Annotated in this window: 24 protein-coding genes; 12 read left to right on the forward strand and 12 right to left on the reverse strand. The window is 72.4% G+C overall.

The annotated features are described in order from the left end of the window. Positions 1-12: 12 nt before the first annotated feature. Both FXF51_RS01290 and FXF51_RS01295 read right to left on the reverse strand, forming a co-directional pair. A complete protein-coding gene (locus tag FXF51_RS01290) occupies positions 13-885 on the reverse strand; it encodes a branched-chain amino acid ABC transporter permease (protein ID WP_148432334.1) in 873 nt (290 codons plus the stop codon). Continuing rightward, entirely contained in the window at positions 885-2,054 is a 1,170-nt protein-coding gene (locus FXF51_RS01295; protein ID WP_148432335.1) for an ABC transporter substrate-binding protein, read from the reverse strand. The genes FXF51_RS01290 and FXF51_RS01295 overlap by 1 nt, the downstream gene beginning before the upstream one ends. Positions 2,055-2,244: 190 nt before the next feature. On the opposite strand from FXF51_RS01295, the gene boxB reads away from it, so the two are divergent. Then, entirely contained in the window at positions 2,245-3,729 is a 1,485-nt protein-coding gene (gene boxB / locus FXF51_RS01300) for a benzoyl-CoA 2,3-epoxidase subunit BoxB (RefSeq protein ID WP_222871070.1), read from the forward strand. On the opposite strand, the gene FXF51_RS01305 is transcribed toward boxB, so the two are convergent. Continuing rightward, positions 3,726-4,571 (reverse strand): PaaX family transcriptional regulator C-terminal domain-containing protein, encoded by an 846-nt coding sequence (locus FXF51_RS01305; RefSeq protein ID WP_148432336.1) that lies wholly within the window; start codon positions 4,569-4,571, stop codon positions 3,726-3,728. The two genes, boxB and FXF51_RS01305, sit on opposite strands and share 4 nt — an antisense overlap. A 126-nt stretch (positions 4,572-4,697) precedes the next feature. Here FXF51_RS01305 and boxC point away from each other — a divergent pair, with 126 nt between their 5' ends. Beyond that, positions 4,698-6,344: a 2,3-epoxybenzoyl-CoA dihydrolase gene (gene boxC, locus FXF51_RS01310; protein ID WP_148432337.1), complete on the forward strand. Its 1,647-nt coding sequence runs from the start codon at positions 4,698-4,700 to the stop codon at positions 6,342-6,344. A 16-nt stretch (positions 6,345-6,360) separates the two neighbouring features. Continuing rightward, complete coding sequence (locus FXF51_RS01315) at positions 6,361-7,197, forward strand: amidohydrolase family protein (protein WP_222871071.1); 837 nt, start codon at positions 6,361-6,363, stop codon at positions 7,195-7,197. 4 nt (positions 7,198-7,201) lie between these two features. Here the strand turns inward: FXF51_RS01315 and FXF51_RS01320 are convergent, their stop codons facing one another. Together FXF51_RS01320 and FXF51_RS01325 are read right to left on the reverse strand one after the other, a co-directional pair. Beyond that, positions 7,202-8,395: an MFS transporter gene (locus tag FXF51_RS01320; protein WP_148432339.1), complete on the reverse strand. Its 1,194-nt coding sequence runs from the start codon at positions 8,393-8,395 to the stop codon at positions 7,202-7,204. Between the two features lie 214 nt (positions 8,396-8,609). Further along, on the reverse strand, positions 8,610-9,260 hold the full coding sequence (locus FXF51_RS01325) for a DUF1345 domain-containing protein (RefSeq protein WP_222871072.1): 651 nt from the start codon (positions 9,258-9,260) through the stop codon (positions 8,610-8,612). A 127-nt stretch (positions 9,261-9,387) separates the two neighbouring features. Between FXF51_RS01325 and FXF51_RS01330 the strand changes: the two genes are divergently transcribed. The 3 genes from FXF51_RS01330 to FXF51_RS01340 all read left to right on the forward strand — a co-directional run bounded on the left by FXF51_RS01330 (position 9,388) and on the right by FXF51_RS01340 (position 12,594). Then, the gene (locus FXF51_RS01330; protein ID WP_148432340.1) at positions 9,388-10,581 is read left to right on the forward strand and encodes a cytochrome P450; all 1,194 of its coding nucleotides are present in this window, start codon (positions 9,388-9,390) and stop codon (positions 10,579-10,581) included. A gap of 35 nt (positions 10,582-10,616) precedes the next feature. After that, complete coding sequence (locus FXF51_RS01335; RefSeq protein WP_187414097.1) at positions 10,617-11,240, forward strand: TetR/AcrR family transcriptional regulator; 624 nt, start codon at positions 10,617-10,619, stop codon at positions 11,238-11,240. 145 nt (positions 11,241-11,385) lie between these two features. Beyond that, positions 11,386-12,594 (forward strand): alpha/beta hydrolase family esterase, encoded by a 1,209-nt coding sequence (locus FXF51_RS01340; RefSeq protein WP_262379233.1) that lies wholly within the window; start codon positions 11,386-11,388, stop codon positions 12,592-12,594. A gap of 10 nt (positions 12,595-12,604) precedes the next feature. Here FXF51_RS01340 and FXF51_RS01345 read toward each other — a convergent pair whose 3' ends face one another. Continuing rightward, the gene (locus FXF51_RS01345) at positions 12,605-13,261 is read right to left on the reverse strand and encodes an alpha/beta fold hydrolase (protein ID WP_148432342.1); all 657 of its coding nucleotides are present in this window, start codon (positions 13,259-13,261) and stop codon (positions 12,605-12,607) included. An 80-nt stretch (positions 13,262-13,341) separates the two neighbouring features. On the opposite strand from FXF51_RS01345, the gene FXF51_RS01350 reads away from it, so the two are divergent. From FXF51_RS01350 to FXF51_RS01370, 5 genes are all read left to right on the forward strand, one after another. Next, positions 13,342-13,863: an RNA polymerase sigma factor gene (locus tag FXF51_RS01350; protein ID WP_148432343.1), complete on the forward strand. Its 522-nt coding sequence runs from the start codon at positions 13,342-13,344 to the stop codon at positions 13,861-13,863. Continuing rightward, positions 13,860-15,116, forward strand: coding sequence for an anti-sigma factor (locus FXF51_RS01355; protein ID WP_148432344.1), 1,257 nt, complete (start codon positions 13,860-13,862; stop codon positions 15,114-15,116). Before FXF51_RS01350 ends, FXF51_RS01355 begins: the two co-directional genes overlap by 4 nt. 62 nt (positions 15,117-15,178) lie before the next feature. Beyond that, complete coding sequence (locus FXF51_RS01360) at positions 15,179-15,802, forward strand: glyoxalase (RefSeq protein WP_148432345.1); 624 nt, start codon at positions 15,179-15,181, stop codon at positions 15,800-15,802. 16 nt (positions 15,803-15,818) lie between these two features. Continuing rightward, the gene (locus FXF51_RS01365) at positions 15,819-16,283 is read left to right on the forward strand and encodes a helix-turn-helix transcriptional regulator (RefSeq protein WP_148432346.1); all 465 of its coding nucleotides are present in this window, start codon (positions 15,819-15,821) and stop codon (positions 16,281-16,283) included. Positions 16,284-16,287: 4 nt separating this feature from the next. Further along, positions 16,288-16,698, forward strand: a complete 411-nt coding sequence (locus FXF51_RS01370) for a VOC family protein (protein ID WP_148432347.1) — start codon at positions 16,288-16,290, stop codon at positions 16,696-16,698. Positions 16,699-16,734: 36 nt separating this feature from the next. Here FXF51_RS01370 and yicI read toward each other — a convergent pair whose 3' ends face one another. From yicI to FXF51_RS01390, 4 genes are read right to left on the reverse strand one after another with little or no spacing between them, the layout of a single operon-like run. Further along, the gene (gene yicI, locus FXF51_RS01375) at positions 16,735-18,975 is read right to left on the reverse strand and encodes an alpha-xylosidase (RefSeq protein WP_148432348.1); all 2,241 of its coding nucleotides are present in this window, start codon (positions 18,973-18,975) and stop codon (positions 16,735-16,737) included. 7 nt (positions 18,976-18,982) lie between these two features. Then, entirely contained in the window at positions 18,983-19,864 is an 882-nt protein-coding gene (locus FXF51_RS01380; protein ID WP_148432349.1) for a carbohydrate ABC transporter permease, read from the reverse strand. Then, positions 19,861-20,787, reverse strand: a complete 927-nt coding sequence (locus FXF51_RS01385; protein ID WP_148432350.1) for a carbohydrate ABC transporter permease — start codon at positions 20,785-20,787, stop codon at positions 19,861-19,863. Before FXF51_RS01385 ends, FXF51_RS01380 begins: the two co-directional genes overlap by 4 nt. A 23-nt stretch (positions 20,788-20,810) precedes the next feature. Beyond that, complete coding sequence (locus tag FXF51_RS01390) at positions 20,811-22,166, reverse strand: ABC transporter substrate-binding protein (RefSeq protein ID WP_148432351.1); 1,356 nt, start codon at positions 22,164-22,166, stop codon at positions 20,811-20,813. A gap of 126 nt (positions 22,167-22,292) precedes the next feature. Here FXF51_RS01390 and FXF51_RS01395 point away from each other — a divergent pair, with 126 nt between their 5' ends. After that, positions 22,293-23,825 carry a glycoside hydrolase family 43 protein gene (locus tag FXF51_RS01395; RefSeq protein WP_148432352.1) on the forward strand — a complete coding sequence of 511 codons (1,533 nt, stop codon included), beginning with the start codon at positions 22,293-22,295 and terminating at the stop codon, positions 23,823-23,825. Here FXF51_RS01395 and FXF51_RS01400 read toward each other — a convergent pair. Together FXF51_RS01400 and FXF51_RS01405 are read right to left on the reverse strand one after the other, a co-directional pair. After that, positions 23,822-24,832: a LacI family DNA-binding transcriptional regulator gene (locus FXF51_RS01400; protein WP_148432353.1), complete on the reverse strand. Its 1,011-nt coding sequence runs from the start codon at positions 24,830-24,832 to the stop codon at positions 23,822-23,824. The two genes, FXF51_RS01395 and FXF51_RS01400, sit on opposite strands and share 4 nt — an antisense overlap. Positions 24,833-24,845: 13 nt before the next feature. Further along, positions 24,846-25,448, reverse strand: a complete 603-nt coding sequence (locus tag FXF51_RS01405; RefSeq protein ID WP_148432354.1) for a hypothetical protein — start codon at positions 25,446-25,448, stop codon at positions 24,846-24,848. Between the last annotated feature and the right edge of the window lie 181 nt (positions 25,449-25,629).

A 25,629-nucleotide genomic window follows, 5' to 3' on the forward strand; every position in this document is an offset into this window, starting at 1 on the left:
CGCGCGCCGCCGTCATGCGGGCACCGCCGTCCGCGCAGGCAGGAGCCCCGCCGGGCGCAGCAGGAGCACCAGCCCCATCGCCCCGAAGACGAGGAACGACGCGTACTCCGGCAGCAACGCCGTCCCCAGCGCCTGCACCTGCCCGATCAGCACAGCCCCCAGCAACGCCCCGCGCACCGACCCCAGCCCGCCCACGACCACCACGACCAGCGCCAGCAGCAGCACCTTCTCGTCCAGCCCTGGCGCGGCCCCCAGGATCGGCCCGGCCAGCACCCCGCCGACCGCCGCCAGCCCCGCGCCCGCCGCGAAGACCCCGGCGAGCACCTTGCCGGTGTCGATGCCCAGCGCCGCCACCATGCCCCGGTCGGCGACGACGGCCCGGATCAGCGACCCGAGCCGGCTCCGCTCGACCAGCACGTGCACGCCCACCGCCAGCAGAACGCCGAACCCGATCACCAGCAGCCGGTAGACGGGATAGGTCTGGCCGAACACGGCGACGCCGCCCGCCACCGGCGCGGGCGCGGCGACGGAGTGCACGTCGTCGCCGAACACCATGGACAGCACCTCGGCCACGACGAGGGAGACGCCGAGGGTGAGCAGCGCCTGGTCGAGGTGGCGGGGCGTGGCCCTGGTCAGCCCCGCGAGCACGCCGCCGAGCGCGGCGCCCACGGCGGCGGCGACCAGCACGGCCGCGACGAAGGCCGCCAGGCTCGCGTTCCCGGGGACGAGCGCCACGGCGACGTACGCGCCCGCGAGGTAGACGGCGCCGTGCGCCAGGTTGAGCACGTCCATCATGCCGAACACCAGCGACAGCCCCAGCGCGATGGCGAACAGCAACGCGCCCATCGCCAGCCCGTTGAGCACGCTGACCAGGTACGTGGCCATCAGCCCAGCTCGCTGACGACGGCGTTGACCATGGCGCCGCTGCTGGAGCGGACCTCCCGCAGGTAGTACTTCTGCTGGGCGTCCTGGTCGGCGCCGAAGCTCCACTCGCCGCGCGGGCTGTCGACGGTTCCCACGGAGCCCAGCGCCTTGATCACCTCGTCGCCGGTGCCGCCAGGGGCGGCGGCCAGGGCCTTGTCCAGGACGGCTCCGGCGTCGTAGGCCTGCACCGCGTACACGGTGGGCGCCTCGTTGTAAGCCTTGCGGTAGGCGTCCGTGAACTCCTTGTTGCGCGGGGTGTCCAGCTCGGCGGAGTAGTGCAGCGACGTCTTCACCCCGGCGGCGGCCTCGCCCTGGGCGTCGAGCACGCCGCCCTCGGTCAGGAAGCCGGTGCCGTACAGCGGGATGTCGCCGGCCAGCCCGAACTGCTTGTACTGCTTGACGAAGCTGACGGCCTCGGCGCCCGCGTAGAAGGCGTAGACGGCCTTGGCGCCGGAGCCGCGGATCGCCGACAGGAACGGCTGGAAGTCCTGGGTCTTGCCGAACGGGGTGTACTTCTCGCCGGCCACCTTGCCGCCCGCCGCCTCGAACGTCTTGCGGAACCCGGCGATCATCTCCCGGCCGGCGGCGTAGTCGGCGGCGATGAGGTAGACGCCGCCGTCCACCTCCTCGGCGACGGCGGGGCCGAGCGGGGCCGCGACCTTGCCGTTGGCGAAGCTGGTGCGCCACACGTACGGGGACTTGCGCGCCCCGGTGATGTCGTCGGCGCCGGCGTTGGCGACCAGGAGCGGCTTCTTCGACTCGTCGAAGAAGTCCCGCAGGCCCAGCGCGGTGGCGGAGTTGACGACGCCGACCACCGCGGTGGCCTGGTCCTGGGTGACGAGCTTCTGCGCGGCGGGCACGCCCGTCTGCGGGCCTTCGCCCTCGTCGGCGCTGACCACCTCGGCGGTGCGGCCGCCCAGTTTGCCGCCGTGCTGGTCGAGGTAGAGCTGGAAGCCGTTGCGCATGTCCTCGCCCAGCGGCGCGTACACGCCCGACAGCGGCACCAGCAGGCCGATCTTCACCGTTCCGCCGGTCGGGCCGCCGCCGGACTGGTCGAGGCTGGAGCCGGCGCACCCCGCGAGTGCGAGGGCCAGGGCGAGGGCGGCAGCGCTGTTCCGTAAGACGTGCATGGTGACACTCCTGGGGGTGGGCTCGGCGCCCCCGCGCTGAGTCGGTTGGCTCAGGATCTACAGACAAGTGTCGTGACGTCAATGCCTTGCGGCACGAACGTGCCCCGGTGCCGAAAGAGGCCGGAACGGGCCGACATAACTTGCTACATCGCTCTTTCGTCTCGCAAGAATCCTGTGGCATGTTGAGGAGGTGGACACGACTCCTGATCCCCGTACGGGTGCGGCGCCCGCCCCCACCGGCCCGCTGAGCCGCGTGGACTACGGCGAGCGCATCCCCAACAACGTCGACCTGGCGAGCGACCGCCGCCTGCAGCGCGCGCTGGAGAGCTGGCAGCCGAAGTTCCTGGACTGGTGGAAAACACTCGGCCCGGCCCTGCCGACCAAGGACGTCTACCTGCGCACCGCGGTCGCCGTCGGCCGCGACGGCTGGGCGCACTTCGAGCACGTCCCGATGGAGGAGTACCGCTGGGGCATCTTCCTGGCCGAGCGCGACCCCGGCCGCAAGGTGGGCTTCGGCAAGCACAAGGGGGAGCCCGCCTGGCAGGAGGTGCCCGGCGAGCACCGAGCCGACCTGATGCGGCTGATCGTCATCCAGGGCGACACCGAGCCCGCCTCGGTCGAGCAGCAGCGCGTCCTGGGCAACACCGCGCCCAGCATCTACGACCTGCGCAACCTCTTCCAGGTCAACGTCGAGGAGGGCCGCCACCTGTGGGCCATGGTCTACCTGCTGCACGCCTACTTCGGCAGGCAGGGCCGCGAGGAGGCCGAGCAGCTGCTCAAGCGCAACTCCGGCGACCTCGACGCGCCACGCATCCTCGGCGCGTTCAACGAGGCGACCACCGACTGGCTGCAGTTCTTCATGTTCACCTACTTCACCGACCGCGACGGCAAGTACCAGCTCGGCACGCTGAAGGAGTCGGCCTTCGACCCGCTCGCGCGCACCTGCCAGTTCATGCTCAAGGAGGAGGCCCACCACATGTTCGTGGGCACCACCGGAGTGCAGCGCACCCTGGAGCGCACGGCCGAGCTGATGGCGCGGCACGGCACCGCCGACATCCTCCCGCACGGCGGGATCCCCCTGGACGTCATCCAGAGGTACCTGAACTTCCAGTTCTCCGTCTCGCTCGACCTGTTCGGCTCCGAGCAGTCCACCAACGCCGGCAACTACTACACCTCAGGCCTGAAGGGCCGCTGGATGGAGACCCGCCGCAAGGACGACCACGTCCTGCTGGAGGACACCCGCGAGCTGCGCTACGTCCAGGACGGGCAGATCAGGACCAGAACCGTGCCCATGCTCAGCGCGCTCAACCTCGACCTGCGCGACGAGTACGTGGCCGACTGCTCCCACGGCGTGCGCCGCTGGAACCAGGCCCTGGCGGACGCCGGCCTGGAGGAGCGGCTGTACCTGCCGCACGAGGGCTTCAACCGCAAGGTCGGCGTCTACGCGGGCCACCACGTCACCCCGCACGGCGAGGTCGTGGACGAGGCCGACTGGCAGGCCCGCGCCCGCGACTGGCTGCCCACCGGCGAGGACCGCGAGCAGGTGGCCTCGCTCATGGTCCCCGAGTACGAGTACGGCGAATTCGCCGGCTGGATCGCCCCGCCGAAGACCGGCATCAACGACCAGCCGGTCGAGTTCGACTACGTGCACCTCGCGGAAGAGGGGCTGCTCTAGTGCCGCGTGGCCGCGCTCTCCGCCATCCGCTCCCACTCGGCCTGGGCGCGCCGGTGCCACCGGTTGTGCAGGTCGTGGAAGACGGCCGCCGCGCGGGGGCCGGGCCAGTCGTGGTCGAGCAGCTCGGCGGGCAGGTCGGGGTCGAGGAACGGGAAACGCCGCCACTCCTGGATGAGCAGCACCTGGCTGACGAACGCCTCCCGGTCCGCGCGGACGGGGAGGCCTTCGAAGCGTTCGATGAAGGCCACGTAGCGTTTCTCGACGTCGTCGAGGTCCCACGCCGCTGTGATGATCTTTGTGGTGTCGCCGATGCCCGCCGACGGTCCCGTCCAGGCGTAGGCGCGGTCGTCGAGGTCGAGCTCACGGACGACCTCGCGGACCGCGGCCTCCTTCGACGCGTCGGGCACCACCCACAGGCCCGGGGCGGGCGAGCCGAGCCCCAGCCAGGTGAGCTTGGTGCGCAGCCGGTGCCGGAGCTGCCGCTGGCTCTCGGGCACGCCCGCGGTGAGCACGAGCCAGCGCCCGTCCCACGCGTGCGGCCCGCGCATGAACGTGTAGATGCGCCCGGCGCCCTCGCGCAGCAGCCGGTCGCCCGCGTCGGTGAGCTTCCACCGCACCTTGCGGCCGTGCCGCTCCGACTGCAGCAGCCCCTCGGCCGCGGTGCGCGACAGCGCCTGCCGCGCGGACTTCTCCTCCACGCCGAGCGCCGACAGGGCCTCGATCAGGCTGCCCGTCCACGTCTCGCCGCGCCGGGGCATGACGAACTCGCCGAGAACGGTCAGCAGCAGCGACCGGGCGCTGGCGGACGTCCTGTCCTGCGGACGCGGTTCGCTCGTGGTCACCGCTCCCTCCCTCCCTCGTACGACATCGCCGTGACGCGCATTCTCTCAGGTCAGACGAGCCGCCTCTTAAATGCTACAAAAACTTGACGCCACACATAAAACAAGTCGAACCTTCCGGAGTGCGCCTTGACCGTCACCTTCGCCACCTCACCGGACCGCTACCGTCACTGGAGCCTCCAGGTGGACGGCCCGGTCGCCACCGTCACGCTGCGCGTGGACGAGCAGGGCGGCCTGGTGCCCGGCTACGAGCTGAAGCTCAACTCCTACGACCTCGGCGTGGACATCGAGCTGTACGACCTCGTCCAGCGGCTGCGCTTCGAGCACCCGGAGGTCAAGGCGGTGGTGCTGACCGGCGGCCTGGACCGGATGTTCTGCGCGGGAGCCAACATCCGGATGCTGGCCCAGTCCTCGCACGGCTGGAAGGTGAACTTCTGCAAGTTCACCAACGAGACCCGCAACGGCATCGAGGACGCCACGGAGAACTCGGGGCAGACCTGGATCGCCGCGCTGAACGGCACCGCCGCCGGCGGCGGCTACGAGCTGGCGCTGGCCTGCGACCAGATCGTCCTGGTCGACGACGGCTCCTCGGCCGTCTCCCTTCCCGAGGTGCCGCTGCTCGGCGTGCTGCCCGGCACCGGCGGGCTGACCCGCGTCGTGGACAAGCGGCACGTGCGCAAGGACCGCGCCGACCTGTTCGCCACCAGGGCGGAGGGCCTCCGCGGACGCACCGCCGCCGAATGGGGGCTGGTGGACGCCGCCGTGCCGCGCCACTCGTTCGCGGGGGAGGTGGCCCGCCGCGCCGAGGAGGCGGCGGCGACCTCGCCCCGCCCCTCCGGCGCGCGCGGCGTGCGCCTGACGCCGCTGACCCGCAAGGACGAGGGCGACACCATCACCTACCCGTACGTGTCCGCCCGGCTCGACCGCTCGGGCCGCAAGGTCGAGATCACCGTGGCCGGCCCGCACGACGCCCCGCCCGCCGACCCGTCCGCCCAGGGCGCGGACTACTGGCCCCTGGCGATGACCCGGGCCCTGGACGACCTCGTCCTGCACCTGCGGACCAACGAGCCCGGCCTCGGCATCTGGCTGCTGCGCACCGCCGGCGACGCCGGGCGGGTGCTGGCCTACGACGCCCAGCTTCACGCGGCGGACGACTGGTTCGCGGCCGAGGTGCGCCACTACTACAAGCGCACGCTCAAACGGCTCGACGTCACCAGCCGCAGCCTCATCGCCGTCATCGAGCCGGGCACCGCGTTCGCCGGGCTGCTGGCCGAGCTGGCGCTGGCCGCCGACCGCCAGTACATGCTGGAAGGCGTCTACGAGGACCGCGACGACGACGCCGCCCCCGCCGCCGTCGTCCTCACGCCCGCCAACGACGGCGACCACCCGATGGGCAACGGCCTGTCCCGCCTCCGGTCCCGCTTCTGGGGCCACGACGCGGAGCTGGCGGCTGTCCTGGCCCGGCTCGGCGAGCCGCTCGACGCCGCCGCCGCCTCGGAGCTGGGCCTGGTCACCATGGCCCTGGACGACCTCGACTTCGAGGAGGAGCTGCGCATCGCCGTCGAGGAACGCGCCTCCCTGTCACCCGACGCGCTGACCGGCATGGAGGCCAACCACCGCTTCGCCGGCCCGGAGACCCTGGAGACCAAGATCTTCGGCCGGCTCACCGCCTGGCAGAACTGGATCTTCAACCGGCCGAACGCCTCCGGCCCCGACGGCGCGCTGCGCCGCTACGGCACCGGCCGCAAGGGCGACTACGACCTGGAACGCGTGTGATCACATGATCGACGGCATGGCGCTCATCGACGCGCACGTCCACGTCCCCCTGCTCGGCACCCTCAAGCCCGCCTGGCTGCGCTGGGCCCGCGACTTCGGCCCCGACGGCCTGCTCCAGGACGTCTGGGACGCCGCCGGCCGGCCGCGCCCGGCCCGCCTGGACGAGCTCCTCGCCGCCCAGGGAGTGGACGTCGCCCTCCTGTTCTGCGAATACAGCCCCAAGGCCACCGGCATCCAGGCCTTCGACGACCTCCTGCCGATCGTCGAGCACAACCCGTCCCGCTTCCGTCCCGTCGCCAACGTCAACCCGCACCTGCACTTCCCGCTCGCCGACGAGGTGCGCCGCCAGCTCGGCCTCGGCGCCGCCGCACTCAAGCTGCACCCCGTGCACGGCGGCTTCCGCTGCGACGACGCCGCCCTCTACCGCGCCTACCACCTGCTCGAAGAGCGCGGCGTCCCCCTCGTCGTGCACTGCGGCACCAGCTCCTTCCCCGGCTCCGCCAACGAGAACGCCGACCCGCGCCACCTCATCCCCGTCCTGCGCGACTTCCCCGGCCTGCACGTCGTCCTCGCGCACGGCGGGCGCGGCTGGTGGTACGACGCCGCCGCCTTCCTCGCGCTGTCCCACGAGACCGTGTGGCTGGAGCTGTCGGGGCTGCCGCCCAAACGGCTGCCCGAGTACTACGCGCGCTTCGACCTCGTGCGGCTCGCCCGGCGGTGGATCTTCGGCACGGACTGGCCTGGCGTGCCGGGCGTCGCGGCCAACGCGCGGGCGGTGGCGGGGCTGGTGCCGGACGAGGTGGCGGCGGCGGTGCTGGCGGGCAACGCCAGGAAGGTGTACGCGGGGGTGTAGGGGATCAGGCCGTGTCTTCGCGGGGGGCGGCGGTGCGCAGGCGGGTGTCGACGGCCGGGGCCAGGACGAAGGCGGCGGCGACGAAGGCGAGCACCACGAGCATGGCAGGGCGCAGGCCCCACTCGTCGCCCAGGAAGCCGAGACCGGGCGGGCCGACCAGGAAGGCGATGTAGCCGATCGTGGCCACCAGGCTCACCCGGGCGGTCTGCTCGCGCCCGGTCTCGCCCGCCGCCGACAGTGCGACGGGGAAGCCCAGCGACGCGCCGAGCCCCCAGAACAGCACGGCGGCCCCGGCCACGACGGCGTTGTCGGCGAAGATGACCAGCAGCAGGCCCAGCGCGCCCGAGGCGGCGCTGGCGCGCATGACGGTGGTGCGGCCGAAGCGGTCCAGGAAGAACGTGCCGGCGAAGCGGCCGATGGTCATGGCGGCGGCGAAACCGGCGTAGACGAGGGAACCGGCGGTGGCGTCCAGGCCGTGCCCGTCCACCATGAGCAGCGGCAGCCAGTCGTTGGCGGCGCCCTCGGCCAGCGCCATCGCCAGGACGATCGCGCCGATGAGGACGAGCCTGGTGTCCTTCCACAGCGCCGGCCGCGGGCCGCCGGCGCCGGGCTCGCCGGGCGTGCCGAGGCCGGTGCCCGCCGGGACGGAGCGGATCGCGTACAGGAGGAGGGCGGCGGAGATCAGGGTGACGGCGGCCAGGTGCCAGTGCACGGGGAAGCCGGCGGCGGTGGCCGCGATGCCCGTGCAGGCGCCGATGACGGTGCCGAGGCTCCAGCAGCCGTGCAGGGCGGGCAGCGTCGTGCGGCCGGTGACGCGCTCGACGTCGGCGCCGTCCACGTTGACGGCGACGTCGCCCGCCCCCGTGCCCGCGCCGAACCCGCACAGGCCCGCCATCACCAGCGGCACGGACGACAGGAGGGCGCCGGCGCTGATGACGGCCAGGCTCACGACGACCAGCGCGGTGCCCAGGCCGATGACGGGACGGGTTCCGTAGCGGGAGACGAGCCGGCCCGAGCTCAGGATCCCGGCCATCGAGCCGAGGGACAGGCCGAACAGGATCCAGCCCATCTGGCCGGTGGACGCGTCGAGACCGTCGCGGATGTCCGGGGTGCGGGTGACCCACGAGGACAGGGCGATGCCGGGGAGGAGGAAGAACAGGAACAACGCCTGACGGCGCCGGCGCGTGGCGGGGTCCATGCGAGTGAGAGCTCCGGGTTTCCGATTCAGGCAGGTTCATGCAGCTTTATGCTTAAAGGCGATCATATAGGTGGAAATATCAGGCGGGACGGCCGTCCCCGCGTCCCCTGCCGAGCCGGACCCACTGCAGCAGGAGCAGCAACTCCACGCCTCCAGGCTGCCACCCGGGCGGGGCGCCGGGCATTCCCGCCGGCTGCGACTCCGGCGGCTCAGCTCATCGGCTCAGACCGGCGACCAGGTTGATGGTCAGGGCGACGATGACCGTGCCGAACAGGTACGACAGCAGCGCCTGCCGCAGCACCGCCGAGCGGAACGCGGCGCTGTTCAGCTCGGTGTCGGAGACCTGGAACGTCATCCCGACGGTGAACGCCAGGTAGGCGAAGTCGGTGAAGCACGGCTGGGCGCCGGGGTCGCTGTCGTGGAAGTCGACGCCGCCACCAGCGCCGCCCGTCCCGGCGGAGTAGTACATCAGCGCGTACCGCAGCGTGAAGATCGTGTGCACGACCGCCCACGAGGCCACCACGCTGGCGACGCCGAGCCCCACGGCCAGGACCACTCCTGCGCCGGTCTGGACGATCATGTTCGCGACCGCCGCCAGGCTGGCCACCGCCGCGACGACGACGGCCACGTCCGAGCCGGCGCGGGTGGGGTCCTCCCTGTTCACGTCGGCGGCCGTCCCCGGGCCGTCGAGCCGGGAGATCCGCGCCCAGGTGACCAGCAGGAACACCACGGCCGCCACGTCCCAGCCGATCAACGGCACGTACGCCGGCGGCGCGACCGCCGCCACCGCGGCCACGGCGGCGAGCCCGGTGGCGAGAGCGATCAGGGCGGCGCGCCGTACCGAGGCTCCGAGCAGCTCGGACACCCGCTTCACCCTCGGAGTTGTGCCACCCCGTTCAGTGATCTACACGCGGCAGCCGCGCGACCCAGGAACTGATGGGCTACTCTCGTTTTTGTGACAAGCGGTCAGTGGAGATCGTCCGGGAGATGACATGAGCGATGCCATGACGTTGCCCCTGCACATGCGGCGCAACGGTTTCGACCCCGTCCCTGAGCTGTCCTCGGTGCGCGACGACGAAGGCGTCCGCCGGGTGCCCACCCCGTTCGGCGTCGAGGCGTGGCTCGTCAGCCGCTTCGCCGACGTCCGGGAGGTGCTCGGCGACCCCGCCCGCTTCAGCAACGCCCGCGCGATGGCGTTCCGTCCGGCCGGCGAGCAGTACAGCGAGGAGCAGCGCGAACGGGCGCGCGCGGGCAACCTGCTCGCCTTCGACCCGCCCGAGCACACCCGGCTGCGGCGCATCCTGACGCCGGAGTTCACGATGCGGCGGATGCGCCGCCTGGAGCCACGCATCCACGAGATCGTGCGGGAGCACCTCGACGCGATGGAGCGGGCCGGCTCGCCCGCCGACCTGGTCTCCGCCTTCGCGCTGCCGATCCCGTCCCTGGTCATCTGCGAGCTGCTGGGCGTGCCGTACGCCGACCGCGACGACTTCCAGCGGCGCACCGGCAAGCTGCTCGACATCTCACTGCCGTTCGAGCGGCGCGCGGCGGCGAGCCAGGAGCAGCGCGACTACATGGCCGAGCTCGTCGCCGCCGCCCGCGCCGAACCCGGCGAGGACATGCTCGGCATGCTCGTCCGCGAGCACGGCGACGACCTGACCACCGACGAGCTGGTGGGCATCGCCGCGCTGCTGCTGCTGGCCGGCCACGAGACCACGTCCAACATGCTCGGGCTCGGCACCCTGGCCCTGCTGCGCCACCCCGACCAGCTCGACCTGCTCAGGAAGGAGCCCGAGCGGATCAGCGCCACCGTCGAGGAACTGCTGCGCTGGCTCAGCATCGTGCACTCGGGCACCAGCAAGACCACCACCACCGAGGTCGAGCTGTCCGGCGTCCGCATCCCGGCAGGGGAGGTCGTGATGTGCGTGCTGCCCGCCGCCAACCGCGACCCGGCGTACATCTCCGAGCCCGACCGCCTCGACATCACCCGCGGCGACCTCGGCCACGTCGCCTTCGGCCACGGCGTGCACCACTGCCTGGGCGCGCCGCTGGCCAGGATGGAGATGCGCATCGCCTTCCCCGCGCTGTTCGAGCGCTTCCCGGGGCTGCGCGAGACCGGCACCGCGCCGCAGTTCCGCTCCTTCAACGTCGTGTACGGCCTGTCCGCCTTCGAAGTCGCCTGGTAACCACCCATTCCGTCCCGGCTGCTAGCGTTCACCGTGTGTACGAGCAGCGACAGCGAGCCGACGCGCTGCGTAACGCGGACAAGATCGTCCGGGCCGCGATCGCGATCCTGCGCGAACGCGGCCCCGAGGTCTCCCTGGAGGAGATCGCCCGGCACGCGGGCATCGGGAGCGCCACCGTCTACCGGCGCTTCGGCGACCGCGACGGCGTGATCAGGGCCGCCTTCGAGACGTACTTCGCCGAGGAGGTCGAGCCGCTGGTGATGGCCGCCCGCGACGCCGCCGACCCCGGCGACGGGCTGGCCGGGGCGCTGACGGCGGCGGTCGGCACCCTGGCCGCGCACCACGGGCTGCTGAAGGCGGCCCGGCAGTCGGGCGCCTCCACCGTGGACATCGCGGCGCGCTTCATGCGGCCGCTCGGTGCCGTGCTCGACCGGGCTCAGCGCGCGGGGCAGGTGCGCGGCGACCTGGTCGTCAGGGATCTCGCGGCGATCGTCATCATGGCGCTGGCCACCGCCCACCCCGGCGATCCCGCCCACCACGACCCGCGCCGCTACCTGGCCCTGCTGCTGTCGAGCCTGCGGCCGTCCGGCGACGTCCTGCCCGAGCCGTCCGCCGACGGCATCCTGGAGCACGACCGGGAACGCTGCCCCCCGGCGTGACGCGACCGCCGCGCGCGGCGCTTCGCGGGTGACGTGACGGCCGCCCGTGCGGGCGGTGCCAAAGGTGTGAACCGGCACCATGTCCCACGCCCGTCCAGCCGTCTAACGTGCGCTGCAACACCCCCAGAAGAGCAGGGAGCCTGCCGTGGCCACCACTCTCCTCAGCCGCACCCTCACCCTCCTGCTGCTCGCCGTCCTGTCGTGGACGGCCCTGCCGGCCCAGCACGGCGCCCGGGCGGCGGCGCTGGTCCAGGTCACCTCGTTCGGCGCCAACCCCGGCAACCTCACCATGTACGCCTACCGCCCCGACGGCGCGGGCACCGGCCGCCCGCTGGTCGTCCTGCTGCACGGCTGCACCCAGAACGCCGCCGGCTACTTCGCGAGCTCCGGCTGGCGCCAGTACGCCGACCAGTGGGGCTTCACCCTGGTGCTGCCGCAGACCGGCAGCGCCAACAACTCCTCCAGCTGCTTCAACTGGTTCCAGACCGGCGACACCACGCGCGGCCAGGGCGAGGCGGCCTCGATCCGCGCCATGGTCGCCCACGCCGCCGCCACGTACGGCTCCGACCCGGCGCGGACCTACGTCAGCGGCCTGTCGGCGGGCGGCGCGATGGCGGCGGTCATGCTGGCGACCTACCCGGACGTGTTCGCGGCCGGTTCGATCGGCGCGGGCCTGGCCTACCGGTGCGCCTCCAGCCTGACCCAGGCGTCGAGCTGCCAGTACGGCCCCACCCAGCGCACCTCCCGCCAGTGGGGCGACCTGGTGCGCGCCGCCCACTCCGGCTACGCGGGCCCGTACCCGAGGGTGGCGATCTGGCAGGGCCAGTCGGACTACACGGTGGTCCCCGCGAACGGCAGGCAACTGCGCGACCAGTGGACGGACGTGCGCGGCGTGTCCCAGACGCCCACGTCGACCGGCTCCCTCACCGGCGGCACCACCATGACCGTGTACGGCGGCGACGACGTGCGCCTGTACGAGATCGCCGGGATGGGCCACGGCCTGCCGGTGGACCCGGGGACCGCGACCGGCCAGTGCGGGGCCGCGGCCGCCTACTTCCTGGACACCATCTGCTCGGCCTACCACGACGCCCGCTTCTTCGGCCTGGACAGCGACACCCCGCCGACCCCGACCCCGACGCCCACTCCCACCCCGACCCCGACCCCGACGGTGCCGGGCGCGTGCGTGCGGGCCAGCAACTACGCCCACACCACGGCGGGCCGCGCCCACCAGGAAGGCGGCTACACCTACGCCAACGGCTCCAACGACCCCATGGGCCTGTGGAACACCTTCGTCGTCCACGGCCTCCGCCAGACCGGCCCCGGCCACTGGGTGCTGGCCGACGGCGAATGCTGAGCCGTGCCGCTCACCCGGGAATCCCCGCCAGGTAGTCGGCCAGCTCGCCCGGCCGCGACAGCATCACCATGTGACCGCCGGGCATCTCGTCCGGGATGACGCCGAGCCGCTCCGCCACGTGCCGCCGGACGAACTCGGGAGGGAAGAAGCGGTCGTCGCGGCACAGCAGGTAGCGGGTGGGAACGTCCGGCCAGGCGTCCAGCGGCCACGGCTGCCGGTAGGCGCGGTCCATGCTCATCTTCGCGGCGAGCTCGCCGTCGTGGGCCAGCACCCGTTCGGCCAGCTCACGCGGGACGTCGTGCAGGTAGAGCTGGTACTCGTCGTCGATGCCGGAGGCAGGGTGGCCGGTGCGTCCCCACCACTCCTCCGGCGTCTCGCCCGGGCTCGGGATCATGGCGGTCAGCATGACCAGCGCGGCTGCCTCGACCCGGGCGCAGACGAGCGGGCCGATGAAGCCGCCCCACGAGTGGGCCACCACCACGAGGGGCCGGCGCTCGCCGATCGCCTGGACGACGCTGCCGGCGTAGTCCCAGAGCGTTTCCTCCGGGTCGGACATCGGCAGGGTCACCGCGACCGTGTCGTGCCCGCGGTCGCGCAGCTCTGCCTCGACCAGGTGCCAGTCGAAGGCGCTGCCGCCGCCGCCGTGGATGAGAGCGAAGGTTGTCATGAAGGTGATGACCGCCGCGGGCGCGCGAACTCATCGGTGTGCGGAAGCAGCGGATCGGGGAGGGCGCGCGTTAGTAGGTCATGAACAGTGAGACAGCCGCCCGCGCGCCCGCGCCGCCGGACCGTGGAGCCGAGCTGGCGGACCTGTACCGCGAGCACTGGCTCGCGCTGGTGCGCCTGGCCGTGCTGCTCGTCGGTGACAGGGAGAGCGCCGAGGACGTCGTCCAGGACGTCTTCTCGCGGCTGCACGGCAAGCGGCCGGACGCGCTGAGCCTGGCGTACGTGCGTGCCTGCGTGCTGAACGGCTCCCGCTCGGTGCTGCGGCGGCGCGGCGTGGCCGCCAGGGCGGCGGCGCCGGGCCCGTCCGGCGAGCCGGTGGACTCGGCGGAGACGGCCGCGCTGCTGGGGGAGTCGCGGCAGGAGATGCTGTCCGCGCTGAGCCGGCTGCCGCGGCGGCAGCGCGAGGTTCTCGTGCTGCGGTACTACCTCGATCTGCCCGACGCCGACATCGCGCGGATGACGCGCGTCAGAGAGAGCACCGTGCGGTCCACCGCCTCCAGGGCCCTGGACCGCCTCCAGCGTGAACTGGGAGGCCAGGCATGACAGGCATCGAGGATCGGCTCAGGGACGCGCTGGCCGCCAAGGCGGGGAGCGTGCGCGACGACGGCCGCCCGCGTGTCCTGCCCCCGCCGCACTCCCGCCCGGCCGCCATGAACCGACGGACGCCGCGTTCGCGCCTGGCCGCCATGAACCGACGGACGCCGCGTTCGCGCCTGGCCGCCTTCCGGTGGTGGGCGCCGCTGGCGGTGGCGGCCACCCTCGTGCTGGTCGTGGCGATCTCCTTCGCGACCACCCGCGCCGTCACCCCGCCCACGCCGCACCCGGCCCAGCGGCCCACCCCGTACGTCGGCCCCCTCGCCCCGCCGGTCGAGCAGGTCTGGCCGGACGCCGTGCACGAGATCCCCGCCACCGCACCGGGCAAGCGCGCGTTCAAGCCGGACGTGTTCATCAGCCCCCGCGTCGTGGCCGGGCGGGGCCTGACCAGGAACCGGCCGGACAGCATCTGGTCCTACGACGTGGACAAGCGCCGCTTCACCCGCATCACGACCCTGACGAGCAGGTACATCACCAATGAGCCCGTGGTCTTCGGCGACGGGCAGGTCGCGTGGACGGTCCTGCGGGATCGCAAGCTGGAGATCTGGGCCGTGCCCGTCACCGGCGGAGCCCCCCGCCGCCTGGCCGCGGTGACCGCCACCATCACCAGCGACAACGAGATCATCGGAGCCCGCAACCTGACCATCGCCGACGGCACCGTGTGGTGGTCCCCGGCGGAGGGCGGCGTCTACCGCCTCCCGCTGAAGGGCGGCACCCCCACCCTGATCACCGGCACGAGAGGCTTCCACCTGCTCGAATGGCCCTGGGCGGGTGAGCCGCGCGACGACCGCTCGGTGGACCACCCCATCCCGCGGCCGATGGAGCACCTCAAGAACGTGCGCACCGGCGAGACCAGGGACGCCACCCCGCCTTCGGGCCGCACCTCGTGGAAGGACTGCGGGGTGACGTGGTGCTTGAGCGGCGTCGAGACCTGGCGGCGCGACGGCACCGGCCTGCGCGCCCTCCCCGGCCAGGCCGTGGGAGACCTCTACTCGGGCCGCTACGTCATGCTCCGGCAGCGCGACGCCACGGGCGGGGGAGCGGCGGCCGTGCACGACCTCGCGACGGGGCGCACCGGCACGCTGTTCCGCATCCCGACGCGCCGCGGCGACAAGGCGTCCCCCACCCTGCACGCCCAGCAGGGCATGTTCTGGTACCGGACGGAACGCGGCACGCAGGTGCTGATCAGGCTCCTCCCGTGACGTCCCGGACCGATCAGGAATCGAGAAGCACTGGTCAGGCGCTCACGCGTAGCGTCTTCGCCATGACCTCCATCGACTCCGTCACCCTCGAAGTAGCCGACCCCGCCGCCGCGCGGAGCTTCTACACCACCGCCTTCGACCTCGACTCGCACGTGCGCTTCGAGACCTCGGACGCGCCGACGACCGGCTTCCGCGGTTTCACCCTGTCGCTCACGGTGTCGCAGCCCGGCACCGTCGACAGCCTGATCGGCACCGCCCTGGAAGCCGGCGCCATGCCGCTGAAGCCGCCCGCGAAGTCGCTGTGGGGCTACGGCGGCGTCGTCCGCAGCCCGGACGGGGCGATCTGGAACATCGCCACCACCTCGAAGAAGGACACCGGCCCGGCCACCCGGGAGTTCGACGGCTTCGTCCTGCTGCTGGGCGTCGCTGACGTGGCCGCGAGCAAGCGGTTCTACCTCGAACGCGGCTTGACCGTCGGCAAGAGCTTCGGCCGCATGTATGTCGAGTTCGACAGCGGGGCGAGCCCCGTCAAGCTGGGCCTCTATCGGCGCCGCGCCCTCGCCAAGACCGCCGGCATCCCCGCCGACGGGACCGGCTCCCACCGCATCGTCATCGGCGGCGACCTCGGCGAGTTCACCGACCCTGACGGCTTCGCCTGGCAGAGCGCGTCCCGTACCTCTTTGTGAAAGGAACGACGACCCCATGTGCCACCCTTCGTGGAGCCGCGCGCTGACCACGGCGCACCACCTGAGCGACCTGGCGCGGCTGCGGCGCGTCCGCGACAGGATCGACCGGGAGTACGCGCGGCCGCTGGACGTCGAGGCGCTGGCGCGCGGCGCGCACATGTCGGCCGGGCACCTCAGCCGCGAGTTCCGGCGGGCCTACGGCGAGTCGCCGTACGCGTACCTGATGACGCGCCGCATCGAACGCGCGATGGCGCTGCTGCGCCGGGCCGACCTCAGCGTCACCGAGGTGTGCTTCGCGGTCGGCTGCTCGTCGCTGGGCACCTTCAGCACCCGTTTCACCGAGCTGGTCGGCGTGCCGCCGAGCGTGTACCGGCGTGAGGCGGCCCGCGCGGCGGCGGGCCTGCCGTCCTGCGTCGCCAAGCAGGTGACCAGGCCGATCAGGAGGCCTGCGGCGCGCGCCGCCGTGCCACAGCTAACGTGAGGCCATGGACATCACCATTCACACGAGCTCGCTCCCGCACGACGACCCTGAGGCCTCCCTGGCCTTCTACCGCGACGCACTCGGCTTCGAGGTGCGCAGCGACGTCGGCCGGGGCCAGATGCGCTGGATCACGGTCGGCCCCGCCGGACAGCCGGGCACCTCCATCCTCCTCGCGCCGCCGGCCGCCGACCCCGGCATCACCGACGACGAGCGCCGCACGATCGCCGAGATGATGGCCAAGGGCACCTACGGCTGGATCCTGCTGGCCACCGCCGACCTCGACGGCACTTTCGAGAAGGTTCAGGGCGCGGGCGCGGAGGTCGTGCAGGAGCCGGTGGAGCAGCCGTACGGGGTGCGCGACTGCGCCTTCCGCGACCCCGCGGGCAACCTGGTCCGCATCCAGGAGGTGCGCTGAGCCGCCACGGCCAGGCGTCCACGCGCGCCGACCGTCTCACGCGAGCTCGTGCGTCCACCCCGAGGCGAGCGAGGAGGTCACCGAGACCTCGCCACCCGAGCGGCTGATCGTGAACCGCGCGGGCTCGCCGGTGACGTGATCGGTCACCGTGAGCATGCTCTCGCCGTCCGGCCCCGGATAGACGCGCAGGGTCAGCCCGTCGAGATAGTCGTAGTCGGGCCGGTCGTCCCGCGCGCCGACCGGCAGGACCGCGCCCTCGCGCACGTAGATCGGCATCGAGGTGAAGGGATGCCGCTCGGTGCGCCACCGCCCGCCCTCGGCCCGCTCGCCCGTCAGGTAGTTCGTCCACGTGCCGTCCGGCAGGTACAGCTCCACCGTCCCGTCGGCGCTGAAGACGGGCGCGACCAGCAGATCGGGGCCGAGCATGTACTGCGTGTCGAGCGGCGCGGCGGTGCGGTCGCCGGGGAACTCCATCGCCATCGGCCGCATCACCGGCGTGCCGGTCTCGTGCGCGTGCACGCCCGCCTGGTACAGGTACGGCATCAGGCGCAGCTTCAGCCGGGTGAACAGCCGCGTCACCTCGACGGCCTCCTCGTCGAACGCCCACGGCACGCGGTAGGACGACGAGCCGTGCAACCGCGAGTGCGACGACATCAGCCCGAAGGCGACCCAGCGCTTGAACACCCCGGGGTCCGGTGTGCCCTCGAAGCCGCCGATGTCGTGGCTCCAGAACGAGAAGCCGGACAACGCCAGCGACAGGCCGCCGCGCAGGCTCTCCGCCATCGACTCGTACGTCGATCCCGAGTCGCCGCCCCAGTGCACCGGCAGCCGCTGCCCGCCGGCCGTCGCCGACCGGGCGAACAGCACCGCCTCGCCCCGGCCGCGCCGCTCCTCCAGCACCTCGAACACGGCCTCGTTGTAGAGCTGCGTGTACAGGTTGTGCATCCGTTCGGGCGCGGAGCCGTCGAAGTAGGCGACGTCCAGCGGGACGCGCTCGCCGAAGTCGGTCTTGAACGCGTCCACGCCCTGGTCCAGCAGCGCGCGCAGCTTCGACTGGAACCACCGCCGCGCGTCCGGGTTCGTGAAGTCGACCAGGCCCATGCCGGCCTGCCACAGGTCCCACTGCCAGACCCGCCCGCCGGGCCGCCGCAGCAGGAAGCCCTGCCCGGCGGCCTCGGCGAACAGCGGCGAGCGCTGGGCGATGTAGGGGTTGATCCACACGCAGACCCGCAGGTCCTTGTCGTGCAGGCGGGCCAGCATGCCCTCCGGGTCGGGGAAGACGCGCGGGTCCCACTCGAAGTCGCACCAGTTGAACTCGCGCATCCAGAAGCAGTCGAAGTGGAACACCGACAGCGGCAGGTCGCGCGCGGCCATGCCGTCGATGAACGAGGTGACCGTCTCCTCGTCGTAGCCGGTGGTGAACGAGGTGGACAGCCACAGGCCGTACGACCAGGCGGGCAGCAGGGCCGGGCGGCCGGTCAGCGCGGTGTAACGTTCCAGGATCCGCTTCGGGGACGGCCCGTAGATGATCAGGTATTCGAGGCTCTCGCCCTCGACGGAGAACTGGACGCGCTGCACCGCCTCCGACGCCACCTCGTAGGAGACGTGGCCTGGGTGGTTGACGAAGACGCCGTACCCGCGGTTGGTGAGGTAGAACGGCACGTTCTTGTAGGCCTGCTCGGAGGAGGTGCCGCCGTCGGCGTTCCAGATCTCCACCGTCTGGCCGTTCTTGACCAGCGGCCCGAAACGCTCGCCCAGCCCGTAGACCACCTCGCCGACGCCCAGCGAGAGCTGCTGGGCGAGGTGCGCGGACGGGCCCGTGCGCGGCTTGCCGACCGGCCCCGGGTCGGTCTGCGCGTCCGCGGCGAGCCGAAAGTAGCCGATGGACTTGGGGCCGCTGGAGGTCAGCGGGCGGCCATCGGCGGAGAAGGTCAGGCTCCACGGGGCGCCGGGCGCCACGGTCGCGCTGAGCGCGCCGCTGGTGATCGTCGTGCCGTCGGGCTTGACGACGCCGTGGCCGTCCTCGGCGCCGACCAGGTCGAAGCCGCGCCCGTCGCCGGCGTGGTGCTCGACGCGGACCCGGATCACGTCCTCCAGCGGGGACGACAGCCGCAGCGACAGCACCGGCCGGTTGAGGGTGTCGCCGCGGCGGGTGATCACCGTGGTGGGCGCGGTCACGGTGATCGCGTCGTCCTCGGTGCGGATGTCGTAGGCCTCGGCGGCGTACAGCGCGGTCACGCCGGGCCGCAACTGCCAGAGGCCGTCGGTGAACTTCACGTGCGGGTCATCCCTTCAGTCCGCCGGCCAGCAGGTCGGCACGCCAGAACCGCTGCAGCACCAGGACCAGCGCGATCAGCGGGATGACGGACACGGCCGAGCCCATGATGACCAGCGGGTAGAGGTCGCTGTCGCCCGCGCCCTTGCCCAGGAACGTGTACAGGCCCAGCGTGATCGGATACTTGTCCTGGTCCGACAGCATGATGAAGGGCAGCAGGAAGTTGTTCCAGATGCCCACGAACTGCAGCAGGAACACCGTGACCAGGCCCTGCACCATCATCGGCAGCACGATGGTGGCGAAGATGCGCAGCTCGCCCGCGCCGTCCAGGCGGGCCGCCTCCAGCGTGCTCTCCGGGACGGCGGCGTTGGCGAAGACGCGGCACAGGAAGATGCCGAACGGGTTGATGATCACCGGCAGCAGCACCGACCAGTGGGTGCCCGCCAGGCCGACGCTCGCCAGCAGCAGGTACTGCGGCACGGCCAGCACGATGCCCGGCACCAGCACCCCGGCCAGGATCACCGAGAACAGCGCCTCCCGGCCGCGGAAGCGGAACTTGGCCAGGGCGTACCCGGCCATGGCCGACACCAGCGTGGACAGCACCGAGCCGAGGCCGGCGTACAGCAGCGAGTTGAGCCCCCAGCGCCAGAACTGGCCGTCGCCGTACGCGCTCAGGCTCGCCAGGTTGTCCAGCAGGCCGCTGCCCGGCACGAAGGAGAAGGTGGTGAACAGCTCGCGCGGCGTCTTGGAGGCCGCGATGACCACCCACGCCACCGGGGTCAGGCAGTACAGCGCGCCGAGCAGCAAAACCAGCAGCGGGAGCCTGGGGCGGCGGCGGGCGCGGGGACGGCGGCGGAACTGCCGGTCGCCGGTGGTGGTGATGGCGGTCATGCGTTGTCTCCGAAGGTCCGGCGCTGGAAGAACCGCAGCAGGAGCAGCGACAGGACGAGGATGCCCACCGCCAGCAGCACGGAGGCGGCCGCGGCCCCGCCCAGGTTGTCGTTGCTGAACGCCTCCTGGTAGATCTTCATCAGCGGCACCCAGGTCGTGCTGATCGCCGGCGTCATCGGCCGCAGCGTGGCCGGCTCGCTGTAGAGCTGCAGCGTGCCGATCACCGAGAACAGGCCGGTCAGCACGAGCGCGGGCGCCACCAGCGGGATCTTGATGCGCCAGGCGATCTGCAGCTCGCTCGCCCCGTCGATGCGGGCCGCCTCGTAGATCGAGGTGGGGATGGCCCGCAGCGACGTGAAGATGATGATCATATTGAAGCCGACGCCGGACCACAGCGCGATGTTGGCCAGCGAGAAGTACAGGGCGGGGAAGCCGAAGAAGTCCAGCGGCCCCGCGTTCAACTGCCGGGCGATGTAGCTGATCGGGCTGGTGCTGGGCAGGTACAGGAAGCCCCACAGCAGGCTGGCGATCACGCCCGGTACCGCGTACGGCAGGAAGATCGCCGTACGGCTGAAGCCGCGCGCCCGCACCCGCGGGGTGTCGAGCAGCAGCGCGAACAGCAGCGCCAGGCCGAGCACGCTGGGGACGGCGATCACGCCGTACAGCAGCACCCGGCCCAGCCCGGCCACGTACTCGGGGTCGCCGAGCGCGGCGGCGTAGTGCTCGAACCCGACGAAGGTCTCCACGCGCCGCCCGAACGCGCCGCCGCCCTCGACGCGGAAGCCGCGGAAGCTCAGGTAGATCGCATAACCGATCGGGATGACCAGGAACAACGTGAACAACACGATCGCCGGTGAGGCGAACAGCCATGGGGTGGCGGCGGCACGCAGCCGCGTGCTCAGCCGTGCGGAGGTGGCGGGCATCAGACGTCCAGAGTGGGATCGGGCTACTTGGTGACGGTGTAGCCGGACTTCTGCAGGTCGGCGACGACCGCCTGCTGCGTGGCCTGGTACACCGCGCGGAAGGAGGTCTTGTCGAGCGCGGCCTTGTTGAGGGCGTCGCCGAAGGCGGTCTGGGCGATGTTCACGTTCGGCCCCCACGTCACCGGGATCGTGGTGTTCTTGATCACCTGGTCGGTGACCTGGTAGAAGTCCTTCTGCTGCGGCATCAGCTTCGGCGGCTCGTGGGTCAGCGTCGCCTGCCGTCCGGCGTTGGCGCCGGGGAACAGGTCGAGGCCGAGCAGCAGCTTGGAGCCCTCGTCCGAGGCGCCCAGCCAGGCCGCGAACGCCGCCGCCTCCTTGGCGTGCTGCGACTTGGCCGGCACCAGGTACGCCGACCCGCCCAGGAACGGCACGGCGGCCTGCCCCTTCGTCCACTGCGGCAGCGGTGCCGACGCCCACTTGCCCGCCGTGTCCGGCGCCACCGAGTAGATGACGCTCGGAGCCCACGCCCCCGCGGTCCAGCTCAGGATCTTGCCGTCGTTGACCTTGGCGTTCCACTCCGGCGTGAGCAGCGGCTCCACCTTGACCAGGTCGCGCTCCACCAGGTCCTGCCAGAAGTCGGCGGTCTTCAGCGAGGCTTCGCTGTCGATGCCGACCTTCCAGGCGTTGCCGTCGGTGCTCCACCACTGCGCGTTGGCCTGAGCGGCGTGCGCGGCGAAGAACTCGAGCTGGTTGGCGGCGAAGCTGGCGATGTAGGCGTCGGGGTCCTTCTCGCGGATCTGCTCGGCGGCGTCGGCGTACTCGTCCCAAGTGGTGGGGACCTTGATGCCGAACTTGTCGAACAGGTCCTGGCGGTAGGTGAGCACCATCGGGCCGATGTCCTGGGGGACGCCGTACACCTGGTTTCCGAAGGTGGTCTGGGCCCAGACGTTGGGGTCGACGTTCCCCTTGACGCCCGCCACGTCGGCGGTGATGTCCTTGGCGGCCCCGGCCACCACCAGGGCGGGCAGGCCGCGGTACTCGATCTGCACCACGTCGGGGGTGTCGCCGGCCTGGTCGGCGGCCAGCAGCTTGGCGGCGGTCTCGGTGGTGCCGCCGACCTCCGACAGCTTCACCGTGACGTTCGGGTGGAGCTGGTGGTACTTGTCCGCGATCGCCTGGGCCGCCGCGTCGCTGCCCTTGAGGCTCCAGGTCCAGAACTCCAGCGTCACGGGGCCGGAGGCGCTCGCCGTGGATCCGGACGTGGTGTCGCCGGACGAGCAGGCGGCCAGCGACGCCGTCAGGGCGACCGCCAGTGCGGCGGCGCCCAGGATCGTCCGGCGCCGGGCGCGCCGGAGCGAGGGCAGGGACGGTGGGGTCATGACGATCTCCTCGGACAGGTGGTGCATCCGGCGGACTGCCGGGTCGTGCGTTGGGATCTAACCTGATGTTAACGTTGTCATTCTGTCAAGCCCCCTCCTGTAACACACCTCCCGGAGCCCGCCCCCGTGCCCACCTTCCGCAACCCCGTCCTGCCCGGCTGCCATCCCGACCCGTCCGTCTGCCGGGTCGGCGCGGACTACTACCTGGTCACCTCGTCGTTCGCGTACTACCCAGGACTGCCCCTGTTCCACAGCCGTGACCTGGTGCGATGGCGGCAACTCGGCCACGTGCTGAACCGGCCGGGACAGCTCCCGCTGCACGGGCTCGACGTCTCCGACGGCGTCTGGGCGCCGACCGTCCGCCACCACGACGGCACCTTCTACGTCGTCTCCACCGTGGCCGTGAACCGGCAGGGGAGCCGCACCTTCGTCGTCACCGCCGACGACCCGGCGGGCCCCTGGTCCGACCCCGTCCCGCTGGAGGCCGAAGGCATCGACCCGTCACTGTTCTTCGACGACGACGGCCGCTGCTGGTTCACCGCCTGCCGCGACGCCCTCGACGGCGGCGGGCCCGGCGAGCTGTGGATGCGGGAGCTCGACCTGGACCGGCTCCAGCTCGTCGGCCCCACCCACGTGCTCTGGCACGGCGCCGTACGCGGGGCCTGGGTCGAGGCGCCGCACCTGTACAAGCGTGACGGCGTCTACCACCTGATCGCCGCCGAGGGCGGCACCGAGCGCAACCACAGCGTCACCGCCGCCCGCTCCCGCGACGTCACCGGCCCGTACGTCACCGACCCGCGCAGCCCGCTCCTCACCCACCGGCACCGGGGCTCCGGCGAGCCGATCCACAACGTCGGGCACGTGGACCTGGTGGACACCCCCGAAGGGGAGACGTGGGCGGTGGCGCTCGGGGTGCGGCCGGTCGAGGGCACCCACACGCTGGGGCGCGAGGTCTTCCTGGTGCCGGTCGAGTGGACGGCGCAGGGGCCGGTCTTCGCCCCCGAGACGGGCGGGGTGCGACTCACCGAACGCCTGCCCCTCGTGCCGGGCCACGCGCCTGGGGACGAGCCTCTTGCGGCGGGTCGGGTGGACTTCGCCCGGCAAGCGCCCGGCCTGGAGTGGAGCAGCCTGCGCGGGCCGGTCACCCACCTCGTCCGGCCCACCCCCGACGGGCTGGCCATCCAGGCGACGCCCGAGCCGCTCACCTCCACCGGCGTGCCCGCCTTCATCGCCCGCCGCCAGCAGCACGTCCGCTTCCACGCCCGCACCAGGCTGAGCTTCCCGGCCACGCACCCGGGGCAGGAGGCCGGGCTGGCCGTCTTCCAGAACCAGGACCAGCACGCCACCCTCGCCCTCACCGTGGACGAGACGGGCACCCCGCAAGCGGTCCTGACCGTCCGGGAAGCGGGCCAGAGCACCAGGCTGGCCGCCACGCCCCTCCCACCGGGCGAGGCACTGCTGGCCGTCGAGGGCGACGAGGCCGGATACACCTTTCGCGCCCGCCACTCGGACACAGGCGACTGGACCGACCTGGCCACCGTCGAGCGCCCCTTCTTCAGCACCGAACGCGCCGGCGGCTTCGTCGGCGTCCACCTCGGCCTCTACGCCACCGGCGCCGGCCGCGCGCTCGTGCGCTGGTTCGACTACCAGCCGGGTTAGGCGGGCGGCGCGGTGCTGCGCCGTACGATCAGCTCGGGCGCGATCCGCTCGGACGAGGCCGGCTCGCCCCGCATCATCCGCAGCAACTGCTCGATCGATCGCGTCCCCAGCGCGACGAAGTCCTGCCGCACCGTGGTCAGCGCGGGCACCAGGTACGCCGCCCCGGCGATGTCGTCGAACCCGACGAGCGAGACGTCGCCGGGCACCCTCACGCCCAGCTCGGCGAAGGCCGCCAGCACGCCCATCGCCATCTGGTCGTTCCCCGCGAAGATCGCGGTGGGGCGCTCGTGCCCCGCGCGGGTGACCAGGTAGTGGGCGAGCCGGTAGCCGCTGTTGCCGGTGAAGTCGCCCTCCAGCAGCTCGCCGCGCGCCTGCGGCGTCTCCTTCAACCCGGCCCGCCAGCCCTCCACCCGGGCCCGCGCGTCGAAGGTCCGCAGGGAGCCGGTCAGGTGGGCGATGCGGCGGTGGCCCAGCTCCACCAGGTGCCGGACGGCCAGCCGCGCGCCGAGCTCCTGGTCCAGCTCGACGAAGCCGACGTCCGGGTTGGGCACGTCGCCGGACATGATCACGGTCATCGGGACGCCGGTGACGACGTCCGCCAGCGCGTCCACCACCATCGGCCGGTCGGCGATGACGGCGACGGCCTCGACCGCCTGGTCGGTCAGCCGTTGCAGCGTCTCGGCCAGGTCCATGGTGGAGCCGCCCTGCCAGCTCGCCAGATTCACCCAGTATCCGGCCCGCTGCGCCGTCGTCTGCACGCCGCGCAGGATGCGGGGCAGCTCGTACAGCTCGGTGCCGGCCAGCACCAGGCCGATCGTCGAGGAGCGGCGGCTCTTGAGCGCGCGGGCGACGCTGTTGCGGCGGTAGCCGAGCTTCTCGATGGCGGCCTCGACGCGGGCGCGGGTCTCCGGCCTGACGGAGGGGTGGTTGTTGAGGACGCGGGACACCGTGACGTGCGAAACGCCCGCTTCGCGCGCCACGTCCACCATGCCTGGTGCCCGGTTCATGCCCTCCGCTTCCTCATTGTCGGGACATACCCGTTCGCCGGCCCGCGCCATGCGGCGAAGGGATCATATCCGTCCGATCGGCGAGCTGTGCTCCCTCACCCGCCCCGGAGGCGGCGGGCGCAGCGGTCGTGGCCCAGCGCGGCGCGATCGCCAGGGGCCGACCGGCATCGGGCGGCACCGCCCGGATCACCCAGCCGTTGAGCCCGGCCTCCGCGCCGAGGACGCCGTTGTGACCGCCCGGCAGCAGACCGCGGACGGCGAGGAACCTCTGCCGCTGCCGCAGCGTGACGAGCCGCACCGTCGCCCGCTTGGTCCTCTCGGCCGACTGCCGCGACCTCTGCTCGGCCAGCGCCGCCCGCTCCTCGGCCCGGCGAGCCAGCTCGGCGGCCTCCCCGGCGGCCGGCGCCGCCCGCCCGCCGGATCGGCGAGCCGGCTCGGCGGCCGGCGCCGTGGCGGAGCCCGCAGGCCCGGCACCCTGGCCGGCGGGACGAGCGGCGGCTGAGCGCAGGTGGGCGGCCATCCGGTAGGCCTGGCGGCTCAGGGGATGGTCGGGGTCACGCGCGCCCAGCGCGGCCAGCAGTGCCGCGGCTTCCCGAATCTCGCGCTCTTCCAGCATCGACCCTCCAGACGTCTGGCTCCTGCTCGTCAGGACGGCGAAGGCGGCGCATGCCGGGGGACACCGCTCTCGCCGGCGTGTCTCACCTTAATGAGGACGGGCCGGGACGGCGATCACCATCCCGCAAGGGAGGGACCGGCGATACCCGGCTGAGCGCCGGAGCCACTTCCCACCTGCGAAC

The organism is Nonomuraea sp. PA05 (genome assembly GCF_008086045.1).
In the GTDB taxonomy this organism is placed as follows: Bacteria; Actinomycetota; Actinomycetes; order Streptosporangiales; family Streptosporangiaceae; genus Nonomuraea; species Nonomuraea monospora.